Source organism: Polaribacter sp. SA4-12 (assembly GCF_002163675.1).
Taxonomy (GTDB): domain Bacteria; phylum Bacteroidota; class Bacteroidia; order Flavobacteriales; family Flavobacteriaceae; genus Polaribacter.
In genome coordinates this window covers 107,776-131,192 of the sequence record NZ_CP019334.1, presented here as the reverse complement: position 1 = coordinate 131,192, position 23,417 = coordinate 107,776, and the positions used below count along the sequence as shown (strand labels likewise).

Here is a 23,417-nt window from a genome sequence, read left to right as displayed (position 1 = left end):
TATGAAATACTTTCTATGCTTTCTATTTATTGTTTTTTCTCTTCAAATAACTGCTCAAAAATCAGATTTTAAAAATTTAAATTTTGAAAAATCTGATAATACTGCAAAGTTATTAAAAGGTGAAAATTTATATAATCTTCCTTTGTTAACTTATAATTTAACATCAAAATTAGATACAGATGTCGAAAAATTTAGAGCTATATATACTTGGATTTGTCAAAATATAAAGGGGGATTATTATATGCATAGAAAGGTGAGTAAAAATCGTGATAAGTTTAAAAATGATTCTATTTCTTTTTTAGATTGGAATAAAGAGTATTCTAAAAAGGTATTTAAAAAATTACTGAAGAATAAAAAAACAATGTGCACAGGTTATGCTTATCTATTAAAAACAATGTCAGAAATTGCAAATATAGAATGTAGAATAATTGATGGTTATCATAGAAATACATTTGCAAATATTGCAGAATTATCTCTTCCTAATCATTCTTGGAACGCTGTAAAATTGAATAACAAATGGTATTTAGCAGATGCAACTTTGTCTAGCGGTTATACAGATTTAAGTCTGGATACATTTATTTTTGATTATAATGATGGTTATTTTCTAACAGACCCAAAAATATTTATTCAACATAATTATCCTTTAGAAAAAAAATGGACTTTATTAAACCCTGAACTAAGTAAAGTAACACGTTTTTTAAATACTCCTTTAATGTATGGAGCAGCTATTAAGCAAAAAATATATCATGATTCATCATCAAAAATGAATACCGAAATTTCAAAAAACGAAACAGTTAATTTTCATTATAATTTTTTAGAGCCTTTAGCATTAGATAAAATTGAATTAAGAGTTGACGAACAATCATCAGCAATTAAAACGAGAGTAACACAAATTTCAAAAGAGAGAAATACTTTTAACATAAGTTGCAATTTCAATAGAAAAGGGTTGTATGATATTCATTTATATTACAAAAATGAAATTATTTCGAGCCAATCTATTGAAGTGAAAAACAAGATTTAATCGTCTATTATAGTTGTTAAAACGAAAACTTCTCTGTTAATTCAGAGAGGTTTTTTTAATAGTTTTGATCAAAAAACATTCAAATTTAAAAATAAAAGCAAAAAACATTTTTTTATTACTAACCGATTGTTTAGTTTTGTACTGTAATTAGAAATAATGGCAAGAAAGAAACAATACATAGAAGAAGAGGTTATTGATAAAGCAATGCATTTGTTTTGGAAAAACGGCTATGAAAATACTTCTATGCAGATGCTTGAAAAAGAAATGGGCATCAATAAGTTTTCTATTTATTCTAGTTTCGGTAATAAACATGGTGTATTTATAGAAAGCTTAAAAAGTTACAAAGCAAAAACAAAAGCTATGTTTGATAATTTTAAAAACGCAAAAAATGGCGTTGAAGATATCAAACAATTCTTTTACGACTCTGTTGCTGTTTGCCATCAAAAAGGAAATGAAAAAGGTTGTTTGGTAACAAATACCTACAATGAATTTTCAGAAAGTGAAGATGAATTGATAAATAACCAGATGACATCTTTTATGGATAATCTTAAAAATTTATTCATTGAAAAATTAAAAATGGATTCTTCAAAAGATGAAGAAACAATATTAAAAGAAGCTAACTTTTTAGTCTTAGCAAAACATGGTTTAGCTGCTGCTACTAGAGTTAATAACAAAAAAGAAATTGAAGATTATATAGAAATGACATTCAAAAATATTTAAAGCCTTTTTTTTACACAATAACTAAACGATTGTTTAGATAAAAAAATAACAAATTAAAAATAGAAATTATGACAACTTTAAAAGTTCACAACATCGAAACTGCTCCAGAAGGAAGCAAAGCATTATTAAAACAATCATTAAAAGCTAACGGAATGATACCTGGATTACATGGTGTATTAGCAGGAGCTCCTGGCATTTTAGAAGCTTACCAAACTATCCATAAATTATTTACAGAAACATCTTTTAATAAAGAAGAATTAACTGTTGTATGGCAAACTATTAATGTAGAACACAAATGCCATTATTGCGTTCCTGCACATACTGCGATAGCAAACATGATGAAAGTTGAACAAAGTATTACAGAAGCGTTAAGAAATGAAACACCTCTTGAAGATGCTAAACTAGAAGCTTTACGTACATTAACATTGGCAATTACTCGTAATCGTGGACATGTGTCTCAAGAAGAATTAACAGCTTTTTATGCTGTTGGATATGGTGAGCAACAAGTATTAGAAATCATCTTAGGATTGTCTCAAAAAGTAATTAGCAATTATACAAATCACATTGCAAATACTGCAGTAGATGCACCTTTCCAACCTTTTGCTTGGAAAAAATAAGAATGTAGTACTTTTAACTACACATTAATAGCATTAAACCTTCCCACTTAATGTGGAAGGTTTATTAAAATAAAAAACCAATTCTAAATGGAAACTAAAATCAGACCCAAAGTATTATTTTTTGATGTTAATGAGACGCTTTTAGACCTTGCTAAAATGAAAAAGAAAGTTGGAGATGCCTTAGGTGGAAATGAAGACTTGTTGCCTTTATGGTTTACTACGATGTTACAATATTCTTTAGTTGTTTCAGCAAGTGGACGCTATGAACCTTTTGGACATATTGGTGCAGCAGCTTTACAAATGGTCGCAGCAAATAATAACATTATAATCTCTGAGGAAGAAGCTCGTAAAATTATTCTATCAGGTTTACGTGGTTTACCAGCTCATCCAGAAGTAAAAGATGCCTTAACACAATTAAAGCAGGCTGGTTATAAATTGGTAGCATTAACAAATTCATCAAAAGAAGGTGTTACAAAACAATTTGAAAGCGCTGGTTTAAATAGTTATTTTGATGAAAGACTTAGCATTGAAACTGTTGCCAAGTTTAAACCTTTTACAGATACATATAATTGGGCAGCAAACGAATTAGACGTAAAACCTGAAGAGTGTATGATAATTGCAGCACATGGTTGGGATGTTGCAGGTGCGCTTTGGGCTGGATGGAGAGCTGCTTTTATAAGTAGACCTGGACAACAAACTTTTCCTTTAGCTCCAAAAACCGAAATTGAAGTATCAAACTTAAAAAAAGCTGCTGATATTCTTGTTTCTTATAAATAGTAATTAAAAAATAAAATGAAAAAAAAATTAAAAATAGATATCGTTTCTGATGTAGTTTGTCCTTGGTGTACCATTGGATACAAACGTTTAGAAAAAGCAATTTCAGAACTTGGAATTGAAGATCAAGTAGAAATTGAATGGCAACCTTTTGAGTTGAATCCAAATATGCCAGCAGAAGGTCAGAATGTAAATGAACATATTACTGAAAAGTATGGTTCTACTCCTGAACAGCAAAAGGCATCGAAACAAAATATGACAGAGGCTGGAGCAGAATTAGGTTTCAAATTCGACTATTTTGATGAAATGCGAATGGTAAATACTTTTGATGCTCATGTTTTATTAGAATATGCCAAAGATTTCGGTAAACAAACCGAATTAAAAATGACATTAACAAAAGCATTTTTTAGTGATCGTAAAGATGTGTCTAAAAGAGATATTTTAAAACAAGCTTTATTAGATGTTGGTTTAAATACAGAAGAAGGTTTAGCTAAGTTAGATAATGAAGAAGCTCGTTTTGAAATTAAAAGTAAAGAAAAGTATTGGCAAAATTTAGGTGTTAGTTCTGTACCAACAATTGTATTTAATAGACAAAGTGCAGTTACAGGAGCACAACCGGTGGATACTTTTAAACAGGTATTAAGTGAAATAATTAAAGCTTCTTAATAGGTTTGAAATTTTTTACAAATCTTAAAAATTGAAACTGTTTTATATATCATTAAAATTGAATTTTATCAACTAAAAAATAAGTAGTAGATTTAGATTTTTAAAATATAAGTTTATGAAATGGAAAGGAAGAAGAAAAAGCGCTAATGTAGATGATAGAAGAGGCGCTTCTTCAAGTAGTAATTCTGGTAGTGGTTTAGGAGGTTTAAGTCCGATGATAATTGGTCTTTTATTAAAATTAGTCACTTCAAAAAAAGGGTTAATTATTGTAGCCGTTATTTTGGGTGTAATGTATTTTACAGGTAACAATCCATTAAATTTTTTAACAGGTAATACAAATAACCAAATACAATCTACTACTACTTATAAAGGAACTGCAAAAGAAAATGAATTAGCAGATTTTAGCGCCACAATTTTAGCGGATACAGAAGATATTTGGAATCAAATAATACCAAATTATAGAGAACCAACGTTGGTTATTTTCACTGGATCTGTAAATTCTGCTTGTGGAAGTGCATCAAGTTCAACAGGTCCTTTTTACTGTCCAGGTGATGAAAAATTATACATCGATTTAAGCTTTTTTCAAGAAATGGAAAGAAAATTGAATGCTCCTGGAGATTTTGCACAAGCCTATGTAATTGCACATGAAGTTGGGCATCATATTCAGAATATTACAGGTGTTAATAGAAAAGTACAATCTATGCGTGGTAAAGTGAGTCAAACACAATACAATAAATATTCTGTAATGTTAGAATTACAAGCAGATTTTTATGCTGGTGTTTGGGCACATCATTCTCAAAGAATTAATAAAATGATGGAAAATGGTGATTTAGAAGAAGCTTTAAATGCTGCTCATGCAATTGGTGATGATCGTTTGCAAAAGAACTCTACAGGAAGAGTTGTTCCTGATTCTTTTACACACGGAACTTCTGCTCAGAGAATGCGTTGGTTTAAAAAAGGTTTTGATACAGGTGATGTTAATCAAGGAGATACTTTTAACGCAAGAACTTTGTAATTTATTTAAGATATTATTTACAACATAGATAAAAACAAAAAAGCTTCAGATTTACCTGAAGCTTTTTTTATTCCTTAAAATGACTAGACTATTTTTTAGCCATTATCATTGTTACTTTTGTTTTCATCTCTTGTCCGCTAACAAACATATCCATATTTATTTGAGAATCTACAGGAATTCCAGATGCTCTTTCTATAATGATACTTCCTGAAATACTTCCAGTAGACATACCAGAAACTTTACCAGATAAATCTAAAACTATTTTATCATTTGTAATAGATTTTACTGTGTAAATAAAATCCATAACCATTCCTTTTTGGTTTTTAGACATTGACCAAGTACCACCAACTTTTATAGCTTCTTTTGGATAAACAACATTACTAGACTGATTTGCTAAATCTTCCATTCCCATAACATTAGGTTCAACTTTAGCTTCTATAACTTCACCTAAATTATTTCCTTTAGCATAAATTACCGCCTTTAACATTGGAGCCATTTGAGCCTTCATCATTTTACCAGCCTCATCTAACTCATCATCGCTTTTAGAAGAATCAAAACTAATTGCTTGTCCTCCTTGTAACATGTCCATAGTCATGTTCGTAAACTTCATTTCACTGTCATAAGTATCTTCTGTAACATCTAGAACTTTTAAGTCCATATTAATAGTCATACCCATAGACATTACAGCCCCCATGTTTTGAGACATTTCCATAGAAACATCATAAGTTGCTCCTTTTTCATAATTTAATCTCAGTAATACTGAATCTTGAGCTAGACTCAAATTTGCAGAAATAACTAAAAATAAGATTAACAATTTTTTTATTTTCTTTTTATTTAAATTTATTATTATTATTATTATTATTTAAGCTTACGAATATAACATTTTGCAATAAAAAAAAAGACATTATCTTTTAATAATTATTGTAGTTATTATAACTATTGGTTTTAATATTTACCCTTTCCCTATCTTTCAACCTTTGTTTCTCAATCAATAAATCAATTACTTCTTCAATTGGTTTTGTTGTATCAAAACGTTCCTTTTTCTTAGAAGTTGTAAAATCTATATTTATTTTTTTATCAGAATTATTTACAATTATGTAATTCATTTTCCAATCTTTATTATACTCTTTTGTGTTATTAATGTGAGGTTTTGATTTAAAAAAATAACCTTCAAATCTATCATCCAAAATATTAAATTCTCTTTTTGAAATAAAAACAATACTATCTTTCAAATCTTTTTCTTGCTTTTTCGAAAACAACAAGGACTTATATATTTCTTTTTTAGAACTATACTCTTTTGGAAAAAGTTTTGTTTTATCGATTTTATGAAGTTTTTTATACAATACTCCTCTGCTATCAATTTCTGAAACTAATTTTTTAAATGTTTCTTTATTATAACTTTCTAAATTTTCTAATTGAAGAATTATTAGATTCGTTTTTACAGTAGCATCATCAACAAAATTTAAATTTTCATAAAAAGTTTTTACTTTTTTATCTTTTCTAAAAGGAAATAATAACTTTACATAAATACTTAACAAATCTTCTTTATTAGAGTAGTTATAAGAACTATAATTAGTACGATTATTTTTAGTTCCTAATTGTCTTTTTAATTCGATTTTTGCTTCATTTAAAATTTGTTTTTTGAATACTTCATAATTAGAAGTTTCTACTATTTTTTTATCAACTAACTTAGATAACAGATTATAAATTGGTTTTTTATATTCTAATATTGTTGTATAATTTAAAAGCTCTGGAAATAGGTTTTTAGCAAAGCCTAAAGAATCTTCCATCTTTTCAATCATACTATTTAATTGATAACTATTAGAAGTTAATGGAATATCTGCCTCTAATAACTTTAATAGTTTTTTATACGATTCTATCGTTTTATCTTTAGAAACTGTATTTATAATGGTTATTTGATTTTCTGGATTCTGAAAAGATTTACTATATAAATCCTCTAAAAACCGTTCTACTTTTTTAGTTTTAAACTGCCCTAATTCTTCAATCAAATATTTTTTTATTGGTAATTGATTTTCCTCAAATTCATACGTTTTTAAAATTTCTATCAATGAATTAATATCTTTCTTTTTAAATTTAACAACATCGTAACTATCTAAAGCTAAACTATCTTTACTTTTTAAGGCTTCAAAAAATATTGCCGTTTTATCTGTAAACAATGAAGTACCAATAAGTGTGTCTTTTGGTTTAAAAGAATTGTAAAATGTAGTTACAAATTTACTTTCTGTATAAAGTGTGTCTACCAATGTTTTTATGTCGTAAATAGTTCCGTGAGATAAAACTCGTTTTACCTTTATCGCTTTACTACTCAAAGAATCTTTTACATAATAAGAATAGAATTTATAACCATTTTCGTCAACTCCTTTTTCAATATTTTTCTCTTTTAAACGGTATTTACTTAAATAATTATGGAAATTCGTTTTATCTGTCTTATAAGAAATAGTTCTTGAAAGGTTATTATAATCAACAGGTGATTTATTTTTTTTCCAAAGAGAATCTACGTTTTCAAAACTGATTAAATCATTCAATTTATTTAATGTTACAGAAATTTCTTCGTTTGCATTATTTAAATATTTTGCCTTCTTAGTATACCCTTTATAGCCTTTTTTTTTCTTTTTTTTTAAATTTGGAGAAAATTCTGCTGAAGGGGGTTCAATATTTGTATTTACAGAAAAATGTAAAGTGGTATCTTTTTGTATTGTAAATTTCTCTTTAACATATGAAAAATTTGTTATTTTAAATGAATCGAAAAAAGTATTTTTATTTTTATCATTCTTAGAAATAAATCCTAAAAGATAATAATGACCTGCATTTGTAACCGTTTTAAGATAAATGATATCATTATTCTTTAATTTAGAATTGCTTTCAAAACTTTCTTTTGAAGAATTTGTAAATTTACCTGACTTATATTTCAAATCTAGATTTTTATAAAATCTTTCTTGAATTCTTTCCAATTCAAAAGCATCTTCTTCAATATATTTAACATCATTTAAAGTAACTTCTCTCACAAAATAATAACTACCATTTTTATCTACAGCTTGTAAAAGTCTATTTCCTGAATTCGTTTTGTTTGTAAAACTATGATGTTTTGGAACATTAACTTCAAATCCTTTGTTAGTAGGACTTACAGTAACCATTTCATCACTTAAATTATTAAAGGTAATCGAATTGAAAAATTGATTTCCAAAATCTTTTACATACGTTTTTTTACCATCCATTTTAAATATTAGTATTTCTAAAGGCGTAAAAAATATTTGATAACGTTGATAATCTCCTGTTTTTGTTAAGTTTACAATATCCAAACCTTTTACACCTTGCTTTATAATCTCTTTTTTTGTGATTATTTCTCCAGGTATCGATTCAAAAAGAAATTTATCAAAATCTTTGTTTTTAATTCTTTTATCATAAATTTTAGAAAAAGTACTTATTCTTGTAATAATTGCATAACCACCATTTGTTAAATCTGGACAGAGATAAACTGTATTATTCAGAATATTTAATTCATATAACTTTGTGGGTACTTTTACACTAAAAAACTTATCTTCTGATGTTTGAATAGTAAAAGGAACCTTTATTACTTTATCTTCAATTGCTTTTTTTAAAACAGTTGCTTTATTAGTTATTTTTGATGTTAAAGCGGTTACAGTATATCCTTTTTCTCGCAACATTTCTATAACACCTTTTTTCCCTCCTAAATGTGCAGCACCAATCGCTGAAAATAAAGAACCTATTTTTACAATAGAATCTATTTTCTCAGTCATATTTCTATTTCTGATGTATAACATATTCTCCATATAATTTTCGGTATACATAGAATTGTTTAAGGAATCTAAAAACTGAATATTTCTATCTCTATATGCATTATTCATTAGGGTGAAGTAATTTTCATCTTTTAACCTCTTTTGCAACCACATTTCTGGCTTGTCTTTCATCATTTTTCCTGATGAAACTGCTTTTTTAACCAAAGAAGAAGAATCTTTAAATCCCTCTAAACTAAAAATTTTCTTTCCATTTTTCTTACCACTTTGATAAATAAACATATCTAAAAAAGTATCTTCTTCAAAATTTTGTCTCATTCCATTTGTACGATACATAACTCCATTTAAAAGCATGTCTTCTCTAGATAAAAAGAACATAATTTGCTCTTGTTTAGGTTCTGTCAACTTAAAAGGTGCATTGTAAAAATCTTTAGAATTAAAACTATTTACTTCATTTAACTCTTTCATTTCCTCAGAAGAATTAAAAATATTCTCCAACCAAAATGTAGGATCTGTTTCCAAAGCAACATGATCTGCTTTTAGCAAAGATTCAAAGAAAACATCATCTAAATGAAAGGCAACTTTTGCACTTACATGCATCGTACCATATAAATAAGAATCTTTCTGTAAACCATTTCCAGAAATTTGCCAAAGAAGACTATTTTGTTCTTGAGCGTTTATAAAAAATGAAATAAGTAAAGTAAATAATAGGGCAATCTTTTTCATAAAAAAGCAATTTTCTAAATAGGTAAGTAAATTACAACTAAACTTTTTTAGGCACAAAAAAACGCTCACATATTGTGAGCGTTTTTAAGGTAATTATTTTTATAAAACTTAGAAATCTTGATTCACATCCCAAGCTTCTAAAATATCTTTTAAGGTTTTAATAAACATACCACCTAAAGCACCATTTACAACTCTATGATCATAAGAATGAGAAACAAACATTTTCTGTCTTATTCCTATAAAATCTCCTTCTGGTGTTTCTATAACTGCAGGAACTTTTCTAATTGCTCCCAATGCTAAAATAGCAACTTGTGGTTGGTTAATAATTGGTGTACCCATAATAGAACCAAAACTACCAACATTTGTAACAGTGTAAGTTCCTCCTTGAATATCGTCTGGTTTTAAGCCATTATTTCTAGATCTATTAGCTAAATCATTTACAGATTTTGTCATACCCACTAAATTTAATTGATCTGCATTTTTAATAACAGGAACAATTAAATTACCATCAGGTAATGCAGCAGCCATTCCTAAATTAATATTTTTCTTTTTGATGATTGAATCACCATCAATAGCAATATTAATTAAAGGATATTTTTTAATAGTAGAAGCAATTGCTTGCATAAATATTGGTGTAAAGGTCAATTTTTCTCCTTCTCTTTTCAAGAAAGCATCTTTAACTTTATTTCTCCATTTTACAATATTTGTAACATCAATTTCAATAAACGATTGCACATGAGCAGAAGTCTGAACAGAATTCACCATGTGTTTAGCAATCAGTTTACCCATTCTACTCATTTCTATAACTTCATCTTCTCCATTTATAGAAAGAGGTGCAGCTTTTGTAATTATTTTTTCAACTTGTTTTGGGGATTCAACTTTTACTACAGCTTTCTTAGGTGTTACTTTAGAAGAATTTTCTCTTTTTTCTAAATAAGACAGCATGTCTTCTTTAGTTACTCTACCATCTTTACCAGAACCGGCAATAGCTTCTAATTCATTCATAGAAACTCCCTCTGTTTGAGCAATATTTCTAACTAAAGGCGAGTAAAACTTACCAGAATCTGAAGTTTTAGCAATTGGAGTAGAAACAACTTCAACAGCTTTTTCAATTGTTTTTTCTACTTCAGCAATTTGAGATTCATCTAAAGAATTAATCGTAACCGCTTTTTCAGTATCAGAATCTTCTCCTTCAATTTCTATTACTGCAATTGTTGCTCCAACAGCAACAACATCATCTTTTTCAAATAAAATTTCAATTAAAGTTCCTTCTACTTCAGATGGAACCTCAGAATCTACTTTATCAGTAGCGATTTCTACAACTGCTTCATCTAATTCAATGGTATCTCCAACCTCTTTTAACCAAGAAGTTATAGTCGCTTCAGCAACACTTTCTCCCATTTTTGGTAATTTCAATTCAAATCTTGCCATCTTTATCTGTTTTTACAGAATGCAAAAGTACTAAAAATCGATGATTTTTCATCTAATTAATGTGTGAAAATTATTACAAATTAATTTAACGTATTACATTATTCACAAATAACACCTGTAAAAACAATAAAAAGAAACGATTAATTTAATTTTTTAATATAAATATTAAAAATAATTTAAAGTAAAAAACACTTAAAGAGATTGACTAGGATAACTAATTTAATTCAACCTCAAATTTAAATTAAACGATTCACTTATGAATAATTAAGATTTTAAAAGTAGTTATATTATGAGTTAGAAACCCTTAGTAATTACTGATAAAATAACAAAAGAACACAATACATATGATTAATTAAGTAATAGTTAAAAAAACAACATGATTATTATCATATTATTAATTTAAATGCTATTGTAAATTTACCTCATAAAACAATTAGAGTATGAAAAACAGCTAAAAAAAAATATTATTTGAATTAATTTATAAAAAAGCAGGAATAATATTCCTGCTTTTTTTATTTTTCAATTTAAATCCAATTTTTAGGTTTCATCAAAACTTCTAAAAGTCTCGCTTCTTCAGAACCTTCTTTTGGTTGATGGTTGTATTTCCACTGAACAATTGGAGGCAAACTCATTAGAATACTTTCTATCCTTCCGTTTGTTTTTAAGCCAAATAAAGTACCTCTATCATGCACTAAATTGAATTCTACATAACGACCTCTTCTAACTTCTTGCCAATCTTTATGCTCTTTTGTAAATTCAATCTCTTTTCTTTTCTCTACAATAGGCACATAACTTTCTAAAAAACTATTTCCTACTTCTGTTACAAAATTGAATCTGTCTTCAATTGAGTATTCATCAGTTTCCTTCTGATAATCAAAAAATAAACCTCCAATTCCACGTGCCTCATTTCTATGTGAATTCCAGAAATATTCATCACATACTTTTTTAAACTTCGGATAAAACTCCGGATTATGTTTGTCGCAAGCAAACTTACAAACTGTATGAAAATGAGTAGCATCTTCATCAAATAAATAATAAGGCGTTAAATCTTGTCCGCCTCCAAACCACTGCGTAACAATATTACCTGCTTCATCATACATTTCAAAATAACGCCAATTTGCGTGTACAGTTGGCACAAAAGGATTTGTTGGATGTAAAACCAAACTCAATCCACAAGCAAAGAAATTACCTTCTTTAACTTTAAACTGCTTTCTTAATGCTTCTGGTAATTCTCCGAAAACTTTAGAAATATTTACACCACCCTTTTCAAAAACCTTTCCGTTTTCAATAACACGAGTTCTACCTCCACCACCTTCTTCTCTCTGCCAAAGATCTTCTTGAAACTTTGCACCTCCATCAACTTCTTCTAATTTAGAAGTAATTGTATTTTGTAAATTCTCTATATATTTATAAAACTGATCTTTCATTTTCTTGATTTAATAGTGCTACTGTTTTTACTGATGCTGCAGTTACAGATAATGGTAAAACGATTATAATTCCTAAAACAGGAATTAACAAACACAGCATAAAAATAATTCCATTTCCGATAGAAGTTCCTTTATTTCTGCTAACAAAGTTCAGGCTATCTTTATAGTTAAAGTGTCTTTCTAAAGTATAATCCATGTTTCCAAAACCTGCATAATATGCTTGTACTAAAAATAGTAAGATGGTAGAAAATATATTTACAACAGGAATAAATTTAAGTAGTAAAATAGGAATTGTAATCAGTAATTCTTTTCCTAAGTTTCTAATATTAATTCGAATTCCTCTCCATAATTGTTCTTGAAAAGTAGTTTTTCTATGTTGATGTTTTAAATCTCCATTGATGTGAATTTCTATTTTCTCTGAAACCGCACTCATAAATGGTGCTGATAACGCTAAAACAATATGCTTATATAGAATTAAACCTATTACTAAAACAAAGATTGCTCCTATAACTGATGTGAATGTCGTAAATGCTTCTTTTCCCCAATCCCAAATCCATACTTTTGCTAAAAAATTACCAATATTATCTGACAATCCATAAGCTGTAAAACCAATAATTGTAGCGGTAATTAGACTAATTATAATAGGAATCGCAAAATATTTCCAAAGTTTAAGTTGAGACAATAAACGAAAAGAACCAACATAAGCTCTTATTGCTGAAAGTATATTTTTAATCATTAGCCTTGGTTTGCGTTAGTGATTGAAGTGACATCCTTTTTGCTTTTTCTGCAAAAAGATATAACGGAAAGCACGACTTTATGCTGATTTTTCATCAGCATAAAGTAACGCCCAAATATATTGAACTTATATCATTGATTTATTGCAATAAGAAGCCATTTCGAAATCTCTAATATTCATAGAAATAACGGGAACTTCTGGAAACAACGTGGTTAAAGTTGCTACAATTGCGTAAGAAAGCTCAGCTTTTTGATCTTCTGTTCTTCCTTCCATAATATTACCAAAAACATGTATAAAATCTGCTTCTTCGCTTTGTACTAAAGAGTATTTATACGGGTTTAAACGTACTTTAATATCATCTCTATCAAATAAACCTGTAGAAAATGCAGTTTCGAAAACTGCTTCTATTACTTTTCTAGGTTTCTGTTTTTCTAAAATGCTTTCTGAGCAATCTAAAATAAAATGTGGCATTATTTAGTTTGCTTTATATTCTTTTACAGCATCTATAAATGCTTTTGCGTTTTCTAACGGAATGTTTGGTAAAATACCATGACCAAGGTTTACTACTAATTTGTCTTTACCAAATTCATTAATCATTTCATGCACCATTTTTTTGATAACTGCTGGTGGAGAAAATAATCTTGTTGGATCGAAATTACCCTGTAAAGTAATTCTTCCGCCAGATAAATAACGTGCATTTCTTGGTGAACATGTCCAATCTACACCTAAAGCAGAAGCTCCAGATTTAGCCATCTCGCCTAATGCAAACCAACAACCTTTACCAAAAGCAATTACTGGTGTAACATCTTTTAAAGCATCGATAATTTGCTGAATATATTGCCATGAGAATTCTTGATAATCTACTGGAGATAACATTCCTCCCCAAGAATCAAAAACTTGAACTGCATCTACACCTGCTTCAACTTTTGCTTTTAAATATGCAATTGTTGTATCTGTAATCTTTTGTAATAATGAATGTGCTACAACAGGGTTTGTGAAACATAATTCTTTTGCTTTATCAAAGTTTTTAGAACCTTGCCCTTGTACACAATAACATAAGATTGTCCAAGGAGAACCTGCAAAACCAATTAATGGCACTTCATCATTTAATTTTTCTTTGGTCGCTTTAATCGCTTCCATTACATATCCTAAAGATTCATGTACATCAGGAACGATTACGCTATCTAAATCTTTTTGAGAACGAATTGGATTTGGTAAATAAGGTCCGAAATCTGGTTTCATTTGCACCTCAATATTCATTGCTTGAGGAATAACCAAAATATCTGAAAACAAAATTGCAGCATCCATACCATATCTTCTGATAGGTTGTACTGTAATTTCTGATGCTAATTCAGGAGTTTGACAACGTGTAAAGAAATCGTATTTCTTTTTTATAACTTGAAACTCTGGCAAATATCTTCCTGCTTGTCGCATCATCCAAACTGGTGGTCTATCAACAGTTTCACCCTTTAATGCTCTTAAAAATAAATCGTTTTTTATCATGAATAAATAATTGTAATAATTTGTATAATAAACCCTAACGTGAATAATAACGCCGCAGTTTTTAATAATGAGAATCGAAAACTTTGATTAATAATTAATTTATTAAGCAAAGGAACAGATATTTTCTCATCAAGTATTTTTTGTAATTTCTTTGAAAAAATAATAGTTATAATAAATAATAATATTAATGGGATTAATACTTTTAAATTAAAACCTGTTAAAGCTTTTGGAGTTAATACGCCTATTACTCCTCCTAAAATTAACATTAAAAACCCTGGAATTGTTTTAATTACTTTTCTAATAATAGCTTCTGCTTTCTGTAACCATTCACTACCTAAAACTTCTGGTGCTGCAAACCAAAATGAGATAAATTGTAATGAAATTGAGGCAATACTAGCTATTTTTATCCAGTCCATTTTTAATACTAATTTTTATAACTCTATAAATTTTATATCCTTATTTGTCTTATTAATTTTCACAATATGATAAGGTTGTATTATTGCAGTAGTTACCATATCTAAAGGTTTTGGTCCTTTTGATTTTACTTTAATTAAAAAGGCATCACCTTCTTTTACCACTTCAATAATTTCAACAGAAAACCCTCCTGAATTTCTAACTTTATCAACAACTACAACAATCATTTCTTTTGAAAAATCAATAGCATTTTCAAACGTTTCAGAAACTTTGTTAGTCGTATCAATTTTTGATAAAAAGGATTTCCATTCTTCTTTAGAGGAAATAACAATATTCTCTTTCTTGAAGCCTTCGGATCCTGCTCCAAATAAATTTCCTTTAGAGAGAGATGTAAAACCTCCTTCTTCATTTTTAGGACAACCTACCAATAATAAACTAAAAATAATTGTTATAAAAATCTTCATATTTTACATTTTTGAAACAGCTAACATACCTTTATCAATAGCTTCTGCTATTATTTTAACATCCTTATCTGTTAAAGCTGATGATAAAAACCATGCTTCAAACTGACTTGGAGGTAAGAAAACTCCGTTTTTAATCATTTCCCAAAAGAAAACTGCAAACTTATCTGTGTCAGATAATTGAGCTTCTACAAAGTTAGTAACTTCTCCCGTTGTTACAAAGAAAGGATTTAACATAGATCCAAACCTATTTACAGTTAAAGCTACATTGTATTTTTTAGCAGTTTCTAATAGAATTACTTCTATAATACTACCTATTTCTTCAAACTTTTTATATGGATTTTGTTTTTTCAATTCTGTTAAAGTAGCGATTCCTCCTGCCATTGCAATTGGATTTCCACTTAACGTTCCTGCTTGATACATTCCTCCTAAAGGAGCAACTTCTTGCATAATTTCCTCTCTAGCTCCATAAGCTCCCACAGGAAAACCTCCTCCGATTACTTTACCTAAACAAGTAATATCTGCTTCTACACCTAATAATTCTTGTGCTCCTCCAAATTTAGAACGGAAACCTGTCATTACTTCATCAGCAATTAATAACGCTCCTTTTGTTTCTAAATATACTTTTAATTCTACTAAGAAATTATTTTCAGGAATTACAACTCCCATATTACCAGCAATTGGCTCAATAATTACTCCAGCAATATTATCATCATTTTCAAAGTGTTTTTTAACACTTTCTAAATCATTAAAGTTAGAAATTAACGTATTTTTCACAGCTCCTTCAGGCACTCCTTTAGAACCTGGTAAACTTAAAGTCATCAAACCTGAACCTGCTGCTACTAATAAAGCATCTTGATGCCCATGATAACAACCTGCAAATTTTATAATTTTATCTTTTCCTGTAAATGCTCTTGCTAAACGAATTCCGCTTAAAACAGCTTCTGTACCAGAATTTACAAAACGAACTTTATCCATTCCTGGAAAAGCATCACAAACAATTTTTGCTAATTTAATTTCGTTTTCTGTTGAAGCACCAAAAGAATATCCGTTTTTCAATGCTTTTTCAACTGCTTTTTGCACTTTTTTATGACGATGACCTAAAATCATTGGTCCATAAGAAAGCACTAAATCTACAAACTTGTTTCCATCAACATCTGTAATTTTAGTTCCTTTTGCTTTTTTGATAAACAACGGATTTCCACCAACTGATGAAAATGCTCTTACTGGAGAATTTACTGCTCCAACAAGATGTTTTAATCCTTTTTTATATAACTTTTCTGATTTTTTAAATTTCATAATTAATGTGTAATTGTGTATTTGTTTAATCGTGTAATTGTTGAACAGTTACACAATTAAACGATTTAACGTTTCAACAAAACTCTCGCTGCTTCTTTAGCAAAATAAGTAATAATAATGTCTGCTCCTGCTCTTTTCATAGACAGTAAACTTTCCATCATAACTCTTTCACCATCAATCCAACCTTTTTCTGCAGCAGCTTTTACCATTGCATATTCTCCACTTACATTATAACATGCAATTGGTCTGTCGAAATTGTTTTTTAAATCTCTAATAATATCTAAATAAGACAATGCTGGTTTTACCATTAATATGTCTGCTCCTTCTTGATCATCAAAAGTAGCTTCACGCATTCCTTCATCTCTGTTTGATGGATCCATTTGATATGTTCTTCTATCTCCAAAAGTTGGCGCAGAATCTGCAGCATCTCTAAAAGGACCATAAAATGCAGATGCATATTTTACAGAATAAGCCATAATTGGCAAGTTTACGAAACCTGTATTATCTAAAGATTGACGAACCATATCTATTGTTCCATCCATCATTCCTGATGGTGCAACCATATCTACTCCTGCTCTTGCATGAGAAATAGCTTGCTTTGCAAGATTTACTAAAGTAGCATCATTATCAACATCGTTATCATGAATAATTCCACAATGACCATGAGAAGTATATTCGCAAAAACAAACATCTGTAATTACATATAGACTTGGGTAATTCTTTTTGATAAAACGAATTGCTTGTTGCATAATTCCATTATCATTCCAAGTTTCTGTTCCTTCTTCATCCTTATGAGATGGAATTCCGAATAATAAAACTGCGGGAATATTTAAAGAAACAACCTCATCTAATTCTTTAGAAATTCTATCTAAAGAAAAACGTTTGATTCCTGGCATAGAAATAATTTCTGTTTCTATGTTTTCTCCTTCTTCTATAAAAAGTGGGTATACAAAATCATCAACAGAAAGTCTAGTTTCTTTAACCAACCTTCTAATTCCTTCTAATTTCCTTAATCTTCTTGTTCTAAACATAAGTCTAAAAATTTTTATTAGTTTGTCATTTTTGACTACTAAAAAATGACAACTTATCTATGTACTCTCTTTAAATTAAAAAGATAGTATTCAGTTTTTATTTTAAGAAAAATTAGGATTGGAAAAATAATTATTCACCAATTCTAAAACACTATCTACACTTGGCATATTTGCTACTTCTACTTTGTCGAAATGTTTTCTTGCTTCTACAGCAGTTGTTTCTCCGATACAAAAAGCAACTTTATCTGTTGAATTTTTTTCTAAATAACTATCTATTCCTGATGGGCTATAAAATAAAACTCCAGAAACTTCATCAGCTATTTTTTCTGAACTTAACATTGTTTTATAAGCTTCCACTTCATTTACAGTAACACCATTCTCTTTTAAAATAGTTGGTAAAACATCTAATCTTACATCACTACAGAAGTAAGTTACTTGCTTAATATCAGAATTTTCTAAGATATATTCTGCTAATTTTTCTGCATTTTTTGCAACGTGTGTAACTTTACCTATTCTATTTTCTATTAGTTTTTTGGTTCTTCTACCAACACAATAAATATTTGTAAAATCGAGTTCGTTTTGAGTAAAACTATTTAAAATTGCTTCTGCTCCATTTTGACTTGTTATAACAACGTTTCTGTGTTGTTTTTTCACCACTTTTGCAGGAATTCTATTAAAACGTATTTTAATAAAATCGCTATCTTTTATACCAATTGTTTCTGATAATGTTTTCTTTTGAAGTTCAGAAAGTTTTTTGGTAGAGTAAATATTCTGTAAAGGAGCTTCAGCATTTCCTTCATCTTCCGCCATCAACTCTTTACCACCTCTATTAATTATATAATCTGCACAATCTTTAGCCAAAAACTTATGGCTTCCAACAGCTGCAGTTTTATTAACTGTAATTTTCTTAGAACCGTCTTTTTTTAATAAAACTCCTTTAAAGTTAATTTCTTCAGTTTTAGCATCAATATAAGCCAAAGCTCCAATTGGTGCTGTACAACCACCTTCTAACAAGTGTAAAAACTCACGTTCTATTGTTGTACAAATTTCGGTATCTTTATGATTTAATTGTTCACATGCATCTTTAGAATAATCATCTTTACCTAAACATGTAACCATCATTACTCCTTGTGCAGGCGCAGGAATCATCCAAGAAAGACTAATTGCATCTTCTTCTTTTATACCTAAACGATATAAACCAGCAGCTGCAAAAATAGCTCCATTCCATTCACTTTCATCTAATTTTTCTAAACGTGTGTTTACATTTCCTCGTAAACCAACAACTGTATGTGTTGGGTAACGGTTTAACCACATTGCTTTTCTTCTTAAACTTCCAGTAGCAATTACTGCATTTGGTTGTCCAAAGAATTCTTCAGATTCTTTAAATATTAAAACATCAGAATAATCATCACGTCTTAAAACGGCAGCTTGTACAATTCCTTCTGGTAAAACTGTAGGAACATCCTTAAATGAATGTACAGCAATATCAATATCACCATTTAACATAGCAACATCTAAATTTTTTGTAAAAACACCTACAACTCCTAGTTCGTATAAAGGTTTGTCTAAAACAATATCTCCTAAAGATTTTATAGGAACTATAACTGATTCATAGCCTAACTCTGTTAATTCTTCACGTACTTTATTAGCTTGCCAAAGAGCCAATTGGCTATCGCGAGTTCCTATTCTTATTATTTTCTGCATTGAGTTATATTTAAGAGTGAAACACTTTTTGAATAATGTCTATACTTTCTGAAACAGAAGTATTTTCATCTTTTAAGTGTTTTACAAACTGAGTGGTAATTTTTTGTATAAAACGTGAAGTTAATATTTCTGCTTGATTTTCATCGAAATTAGTAATTTTCTTTTTCTGAAAACTAATTTCATCCTTTTTAATCGTTTCTAAAGACTTTTTTAAAGCAGCAATAGCAGGTGTAAATCTTCTATGATTTAACCAATCGTTGAATTCTAATTTATGTGTGTCGATAATATCTTCTGCAAAAGGAACTTCTGCAAGACGTTTTGCTAAAGTTTCATCTGTAACTTTAGATAATTCATCAACATTAACCAAAGTTACATTTTTATGATCTGTAAGATAATGTGCAACGTTTTCTGGCATAGATAAATCTAAAATAAGAATTTCTTTACCTTCTATAAGATGCTCTTCTGTAATTGTTGGTTTGTCTGCTCCTGTAGAAACTATTAAAACATCTGTACTTGCAATCTCATCTTTTAAATCTTCTATTACAGATTTTCGAATTGATGCATGCTCTTTTACAAACTCAGTTGTTTTTTCTTCTGTTCTATTTATTAAGCAAACTGATTTATTCTGCGTGTATTCAGCAAGGTTTTTACAAGTATGCTTACCCATTTTACCTAAACCATAAACCAAAATATTCTTAGAATTATAATCTGGTAAATTTCTAATAATGTATTGTACAGCTGCATAAGAAACAGAAGTTGTACCAGAACTTAATTGTGTTTCGTTCTTAACTCGCTTACTTGCTTGTAAAACACTATTTACTAAGCGTTCTATGTAAGCATTTGTAGTTTTGTTTTCTTTTGCTACTCTAAAAGATTGTCTTAATTGACCAACAATCTCGTAATCTCCAAGAATTTGACTTTCTAAACCTGTACCAATTCTGAATAAATGATGTATAGCAGCTTGATCTTTATAAACGCTTGAGATATCAGTAAACTCTTGAGAATCTCCTTCAGAAAAATCACATAAAAGCTCTATTAATAAACAAGGACGATTCACAAAACCAAATATTTCAGTTCTGTTACATGTAGAAATTATAAAGACGCCATTAACCCCTTTGTTCTTTGCTGATTGCAATAGAGCAACTTGATTTTCTTTAGATACAGAAAACTTACCACGCGTTTCCGCATCTGCTTTCTTATAACTTACGCCAATATTGTAAAAGTGCTCTTGCCCTAATTCTTTCATAAACTTATAAAGTGTTGCAAAAGTATAAACAACAGTTAAATAAAAACGTCGCTTAAAGAACTTTTTATAACGTTAGATGTTTTTTTGCGAATATTCACCTTAAAAATGCAGAAAAACCTTATTTTCGCCATATAATTCAGGCTTTACGTCTTTATTATATAGAATGATTCTAAATAAAAAGAGTTCTAATTTTAAATTAAGTTATGTTTAAAAATGTCGGAGAAAGTACTTTTGAAGAAATTATTTTAGATAAAGGTTTTTATCTGTTTCATTTTCAGAACGAAAGTAACACTATTCAAAATTTTGAAAGAGAGATAAATAGCACATTTATACAAATTCATTTTTGTTTAAGAGGAAAGGCGAAGTTTCTATTTAACGGAAGTACATATTCTTTTGATGTTCTAGACAATAGGTCTATCCTATTATATAATCCCCAAAGAATATTACCTATCAATTTAGAAATTCAACCAAAAACAACATTGGTTTCATTATTAATCTCTATTGAAAAATTTCACTCTCTATTTTCTAAAGAATCTGGTTACATTCCTTTTTTAAGTGATGAAAACAGCAACAAAAAATATTACGACGATACCGAGATAAAACCTACAGTTTCTATTGTTTTACAACAAATTATCAATTCTAATGTTAATAGTTCTATTAGAGATTTGTATGTAAAAGGAAAAGTATACGAATTATTAAGTCTACATTTTCAACAAGAAGAAAATAACGAAGGAGAATATTGTCCTTTTTTGGTTGATGAACAAAATGTACTAAAAATTAGAAAAGCCAAAGAAATTATTATTTCGAGAATGGCAGAACCACCAACTTTAAAAGAACTATCCACAGAAATTGGATTGAGTTTAAAAAAGTTGAAAGAAGGTTTTAAGCAGATTTACGGTGATACAGTATATAGTTTCTTGTTCGATTATAAAATGGAACACGCAAGAAGATTATTAGAAAGCAATCAATTTAATGTAAACGAAGTTGGTATTAAAGTTGGTTACAGCACTTCGAGTCATTTTATTGCTGCGTTTAAAAAGAAATTTGGAACAACTCCAAAAAAATATGTAATGAGTTTGAAACAGTAATCAGTAATCAGTAATCAGTAATCAGTAATCAGTAATCAGTAATCAGTAATCAGTAATCAAAACTAAAAATTCAGAAACATTAAAACAAATGTCAACTTTGATACCTTGTAACATTACTAATTAGACACGATAATAATTTGGAACAATTAACACATTACGATATAGAAAACGATCAAAAACAATTTCCAGTAACAATTGTTTGTGATGCAATTAGAACTCCAGAAAATATAGGAATGTGTTTTCGAATTTCTGAAAGTTTTGGCGTGCAAAAAATCTATTTTCATGAGAATTCACCTTCAACAGAAAACAGAATTGTAAAGAAAACAGCAAGAAATACTGTAAATCAAATTGAACACGAGGTTTACACAGACTTCAACCAAACCATCCATCAATTAAAAGCAGAAGGCAATACTATTATTGGAATAGAAATTACTGATAAAAGCATAAATATTCAAGATTTTAATTTTCAAAATCATGAAAAAATCGTTTTACTTTTGGGAAGTGAAAGAAACGGAATTGAAAATGTAGATTTATTAGATCATACAATTGCAATACCAATGTTCGGACGAAACTCTAGCATGAACGTAATACACAGTTTAGCAATAACTTTGTACGAAGTAACAAATCAATTAAAGAAATAACTTTAGGATATTATGAAAGGAATTTTACTTAACAATTTAGGATCACCTGACTCTACAGACACAAAAGACGTAAAAAAGTATTTGGGTGAATTTTTAATGGACGAACGTGTAATAGACATTCCTTATTGGAAACGTTGGTTATTAATTAACGGAATTATCTTAAAAACGCGTCCAAAAAAATCTGGAGCAGCTTACAAGAAAATCTGGTGGAAACAAGGTTCTCCATTAGTAGTTATTTCGGAAATGTTCACTAAAAAAGTGATCAAAAAAGTAGACATTCCTGTTGCATTAGCTATGCGTTATGGATCTATGTCTATGGAACAAGGAATTAAAGAATTGACAGATCAAGGTGTTACAGAAATATTTTTAGCGCCATTATATCCTCATTATGCAATGTCTTCTTTTGAAACCGTTGTTGTAAAAGCCGAAGAAATTTTAGCAGCAGAATATCCAGAAGTAAAATTAGATGTTTTAGAGCCTTTTTATAACGAACCTGGTTACATAAAAGCGATGAGCAATAATATTGCAAATCATTTAAAAGATTTTGATTACGATCATATTTTGTTTTCTTATCACGGAATTCCAGAAAGACACATTAAAAAGTCAGACCCAACAAATAGTCATTGTAAAATAGATGGTTCATGTTGCGATCGTAATTCTGTTGCACATCACACGTGTTACAGACATCAGTGTTTCGAAACCACAAAAGAAATCGTTAAAGAATTAGGTTTAAAAGAAGGTACTTATAGTAATTCTTTTCAATCTCGTTTATTAAAAGACCCTTGGTTAAAACCTTATACAGATTTCGAATTAGAGAAATTTCCAGGATTAGGTAAGAAAAAACTAGCGGTAATTACACCTGCTTTTGTTGCCGATTGTTTAGAAACTCTAGAAGAAATTGCAATGGAAGGAAAAGAAGAATTTTTAAAATTCGGAGGAACAGATTACAAACACATACCTTGTATGAACGACAATGATGATTGGGTAGATGTTATGGTTTCTTGGATTAATAATTGGAAGAATAAGTAAGCAGTATTCAGTTTACAGTCACAGTTTTCACACTCGATCGCGATTCACATTATGTCAGTTCGAGTGATTTCGATTTTTTTATCGAAATTGTA

The 23,417-nt window shown here is 29.0% G+C and carries 22 protein-coding genes; 9 read left to right on the top strand and 13 right to left on the bottom strand.

Features of this window, described 5'->3' with window-relative positions; genetic code table 11:
• Nucleotide 1 precedes the first annotated feature (1 nt).
• The 6 genes from BTO07_RS00605 to ypfJ all read left to right on the top strand — a co-directional run bounded on the left by BTO07_RS00605 (nt 2) and on the right by ypfJ (nt 4,813).
• Nucleotides 2–1,021, top strand: coding sequence for a transglutaminase domain-containing protein (locus BTO07_RS00605; RefSeq protein WP_087519370.1), 1,020 nt, complete (start codon nt 2–4; stop codon nt 1,019–1,021).
• A gap of 156 nt (nt 1,022–1,177) precedes the next feature.
• A complete protein-coding gene (locus BTO07_RS00600; protein WP_087519369.1) occupies nt 1,178–1,741 on the top strand; it encodes a TetR/AcrR family transcriptional regulator in 564 nt (187 codons plus the stop codon).
• Nucleotides 1,742–1,809: 68 nt separating this feature from the next.
• Nucleotides 1,810–2,358: a carboxymuconolactone decarboxylase family protein gene (locus BTO07_RS00595; protein WP_087519368.1), complete on the top strand. Its 549-nt coding sequence runs from the start codon at nt 1,810–1,812 to the stop codon at nt 2,356–2,358.
• Between the two features lie 87 nt (nt 2,359–2,445).
• Nucleotides 2,446–3,135, top strand: a complete 690-nt coding sequence (locus tag BTO07_RS00590) for a haloacid dehalogenase type II (RefSeq protein WP_087519367.1) — start codon at nt 2,446–2,448, stop codon at nt 3,133–3,135.
• A 15-nt stretch (nt 3,136–3,150) separates the two neighbouring features.
• Nucleotides 3,151–3,798: a DsbA family oxidoreductase gene (locus BTO07_RS00585; protein ID WP_087519366.1), complete on the top strand. Its 648-nt coding sequence runs from the start codon at nt 3,151–3,153 to the stop codon at nt 3,796–3,798.
• 115 nt (nt 3,799–3,913) lie between these two features.
• On the top strand, nt 3,914–4,813 hold the full coding sequence (gene ypfJ / locus BTO07_RS00580) for a KPN_02809 family neutral zinc metallopeptidase (RefSeq protein WP_087519365.1): 900 nt from the start codon (nt 3,914–3,916) through the stop codon (nt 4,811–4,813).
• A gap of 88 nt (nt 4,814–4,901) precedes the next feature.
• Here ypfJ and BTO07_RS00575 read toward each other — a convergent pair whose 3' ends face one another.
• The 13 genes from BTO07_RS00575 to hemA form a co-directional block, all read right to left on the bottom strand.
• Nucleotides 4,902–5,627: a DUF6263 family protein gene (locus BTO07_RS00575; RefSeq protein WP_087519364.1), complete on the bottom strand. Its 726-nt coding sequence runs from the start codon at nt 5,625–5,627 to the stop codon at nt 4,902–4,904.
• 97 nt (nt 5,628–5,724) lie between these two features.
• Nucleotides 5,725–9,315, bottom strand: a complete 3,591-nt coding sequence (locus BTO07_RS00570; RefSeq protein ID WP_087519363.1) for a TraB/GumN family protein — start codon at nt 9,313–9,315, stop codon at nt 5,725–5,727.
• 108 nt (nt 9,316–9,423) lie between these two features.
• On the bottom strand, nt 9,424–10,746 hold the full coding sequence (locus BTO07_RS00565; RefSeq protein ID WP_087519362.1) for a dihydrolipoamide acetyltransferase family protein: 1,323 nt from the start codon (nt 10,744–10,746) through the stop codon (nt 9,424–9,426).
• 524 nt (nt 10,747–11,270) lie between these two features.
• Nucleotides 11,271–12,173: an oxygen-dependent coproporphyrinogen oxidase gene (hemF, locus tag BTO07_RS00560; RefSeq protein ID WP_087519361.1), complete on the bottom strand. Its 903-nt coding sequence runs from the start codon at nt 12,171–12,173 to the stop codon at nt 11,271–11,273.
• On the bottom strand, nt 12,154–12,909 hold the full coding sequence (locus tag BTO07_RS00555) for an EI24 domain-containing protein (RefSeq protein WP_087519360.1): 756 nt from the start codon (nt 12,907–12,909) through the stop codon (nt 12,154–12,156). The genes hemF and BTO07_RS00555 overlap by 20 nt, the downstream gene beginning before the upstream one ends.
• 126 nt (nt 12,910–13,035) lie before the next feature.
• A complete protein-coding gene (locus BTO07_RS00550; protein ID WP_087519359.1) occupies nt 13,036–13,380 on the bottom strand; it encodes a 5-carboxymethyl-2-hydroxymuconate Delta-isomerase in 345 nt (114 codons plus the stop codon).
• 3 nt (nt 13,381–13,383) lie between these two features.
• Nucleotides 13,384–14,412 (bottom strand): uroporphyrinogen decarboxylase, encoded by a 1,029-nt coding sequence (gene hemE / locus BTO07_RS00545; RefSeq protein ID WP_087519358.1) that lies wholly within the window; start codon nt 14,410–14,412, stop codon nt 13,384–13,386.
• Nucleotides 14,409–14,828, bottom strand: a complete 420-nt coding sequence (locus BTO07_RS00540) for a hypothetical protein (protein WP_087519357.1) — start codon at nt 14,826–14,828, stop codon at nt 14,409–14,411. The genes hemE and BTO07_RS00540 overlap by 4 nt, the downstream gene beginning before the upstream one ends.
• A 15-nt stretch (nt 14,829–14,843) precedes the next feature.
• Nucleotides 14,844–15,290, bottom strand: coding sequence for a protease complex subunit PrcB family protein (locus tag BTO07_RS00535; protein WP_087519356.1), 447 nt, complete (start codon nt 15,288–15,290; stop codon nt 14,844–14,846).
• Between the two features lie 3 nt (nt 15,291–15,293).
• Nucleotides 15,294–16,586, bottom strand: coding sequence for a glutamate-1-semialdehyde 2,1-aminomutase (gene hemL / locus BTO07_RS00530; RefSeq protein ID WP_087519355.1), 1,293 nt, complete (start codon nt 16,584–16,586; stop codon nt 15,294–15,296).
• Nucleotides 16,587–16,651: 65 nt separating this feature from the next.
• Complete coding sequence (gene hemB / locus BTO07_RS00525; RefSeq protein WP_087519354.1) at nt 16,652–17,617, bottom strand: porphobilinogen synthase; 966 nt, start codon at nt 17,615–17,617, stop codon at nt 16,652–16,654.
• Nucleotides 17,618–17,719: 102 nt separating this feature from the next.
• Entirely contained in the window at nt 17,720–19,321 is a 1,602-nt protein-coding gene (gene hemC / locus BTO07_RS00520) for a hydroxymethylbilane synthase (protein ID WP_087519353.1), read from the bottom strand.
• Nucleotides 19,322–19,331: 10 nt separating this feature from the next.
• Nucleotides 19,332–20,567: a glutamyl-tRNA reductase gene (gene hemA / locus BTO07_RS00515; RefSeq protein WP_087519352.1), complete on the bottom strand. Its 1,236-nt coding sequence runs from the start codon at nt 20,565–20,567 to the stop codon at nt 19,332–19,334.
• A 203-nt stretch (nt 20,568–20,770) separates the two neighbouring features.
• Between hemA and BTO07_RS00510 the strand changes: the two genes are divergently transcribed.
• From BTO07_RS00510 to hemH, 3 genes are all read left to right on the top strand, one after another.
• Entirely contained in the window at nt 20,771–21,655 is an 885-nt protein-coding gene (locus BTO07_RS00510; RefSeq protein WP_087519351.1) for an AraC family transcriptional regulator, read from the top strand.
• Nucleotides 21,656–21,792: 137 nt separating this feature from the next.
• Nucleotides 21,793–22,296: a TrmH family RNA methyltransferase gene (locus BTO07_RS00505; protein WP_087519350.1), complete on the top strand. Its 504-nt coding sequence runs from the start codon at nt 21,793–21,795 to the stop codon at nt 22,294–22,296.
• A 12-nt stretch (nt 22,297–22,308) separates the two neighbouring features.
• Complete coding sequence (hemH, locus tag BTO07_RS00500) at nt 22,309–23,325, top strand: ferrochelatase (RefSeq protein ID WP_198342489.1); 1,017 nt, start codon at nt 22,309–22,311, stop codon at nt 23,323–23,325.
• Nucleotides 23,326–23,417 lie beyond the last annotated feature (92 nt).

Coding starts and splice junctions, on each gene's coding strand:
- BTO07_RS00605 (WP_087519370.1), top strand. CDS start 2: ATGAAATACTTTCTATGCTTTCTATTTATTGTTTTTTCTCTTCAAATA.
- BTO07_RS00600 (WP_087519369.1), top strand. CDS start 1,178: ATGGCAAGAAAGAAACAATACATAGAAGAAGAGGTTATTGATAAAGCA.
- BTO07_RS00595 (WP_087519368.1), top strand. CDS start 1,810: ATGACAACTTTAAAAGTTCACAACATCGAAACTGCTCCAGAAGGAAGC.
- BTO07_RS00590 (WP_087519367.1), top strand. CDS start 2,446: ATGGAAACTAAAATCAGACCCAAAGTATTATTTTTTGATGTTAATGAG.
- BTO07_RS00585 (WP_087519366.1), top strand. CDS start 3,151: ATGAAAAAAAAATTAAAAATAGATATCGTTTCTGATGTAGTTTGTCCT.
- ypfJ (WP_087519365.1), top strand. CDS start 3,914: ATGAAATGGAAAGGAAGAAGAAAAAGCGCTAATGTAGATGATAGAAGA.
- BTO07_RS00570 (WP_087519363.1), bottom strand. CDS start 9,315: ATGAAAAAGATTGCCCTATTATTTACTTTACTTATTTCATTTTTTATA.
- BTO07_RS00565 (WP_087519362.1), bottom strand. CDS start 10,746: ATGGCAAGATTTGAATTGAAATTACCAAAAATGGGAGAAAGTGTTGCT.
- hemF (WP_087519361.1), bottom strand. CDS start 12,173: ATGAAAGATCAGTTTTATAAATATATAGAGAATTTACAAAATACAATT.
- BTO07_RS00555 (WP_087519360.1), bottom strand. CDS start 12,909: ATGATTAAAAATATACTTTCAGCAATAAGAGCTTATGTTGGTTCTTTT.
- BTO07_RS00550 (WP_087519359.1), bottom strand. CDS start 13,380: ATGCCACATTTTATTTTAGATTGCTCAGAAAGCATTTTAGAAAAACAG.
- hemE (WP_087519358.1), bottom strand. CDS start 14,412: ATGATAAAAAACGATTTATTTTTAAGAGCATTAAAGGGTGAAACTGTT.
- BTO07_RS00540 (WP_087519357.1), bottom strand. CDS start 14,828: ATGGACTGGATAAAAATAGCTAGTATTGCCTCAATTTCATTACAATTT.
- BTO07_RS00535 (WP_087519356.1), bottom strand. CDS start 15,290: ATGAAGATTTTTATAACAATTATTTTTAGTTTATTATTGGTAGGTTGT.
- hemL (WP_087519355.1), bottom strand. CDS start 16,586: ATGAAATTTAAAAAATCAGAAAAGTTATATAAAAAAGGATTAAAACAT.
- hemB (WP_087519354.1), bottom strand. CDS start 17,617: ATGTTTAGAACAAGAAGATTAAGGAAATTAGAAGGAATTAGAAGGTTG.
- hemC (WP_087519353.1), bottom strand. CDS start 19,321: ATGCAGAAAATAATAAGAATAGGAACTCGCGATAGCCAATTGGCTCTT.
- hemA (WP_087519352.1), bottom strand. CDS start 20,567: ATGAAAGAATTAGGGCAAGAGCACTTTTACAATATTGGCGTAAGTTAT.
- BTO07_RS00510 (WP_087519351.1), top strand. CDS start 20,771: ATGTTTAAAAATGTCGGAGAAAGTACTTTTGAAGAAATTATTTTAGAT.
- hemH (WP_198342489.1), top strand. CDS start 22,309: ATGAAAGGAATTTTACTTAACAATTTAGGATCACCTGACTCTACAGAC.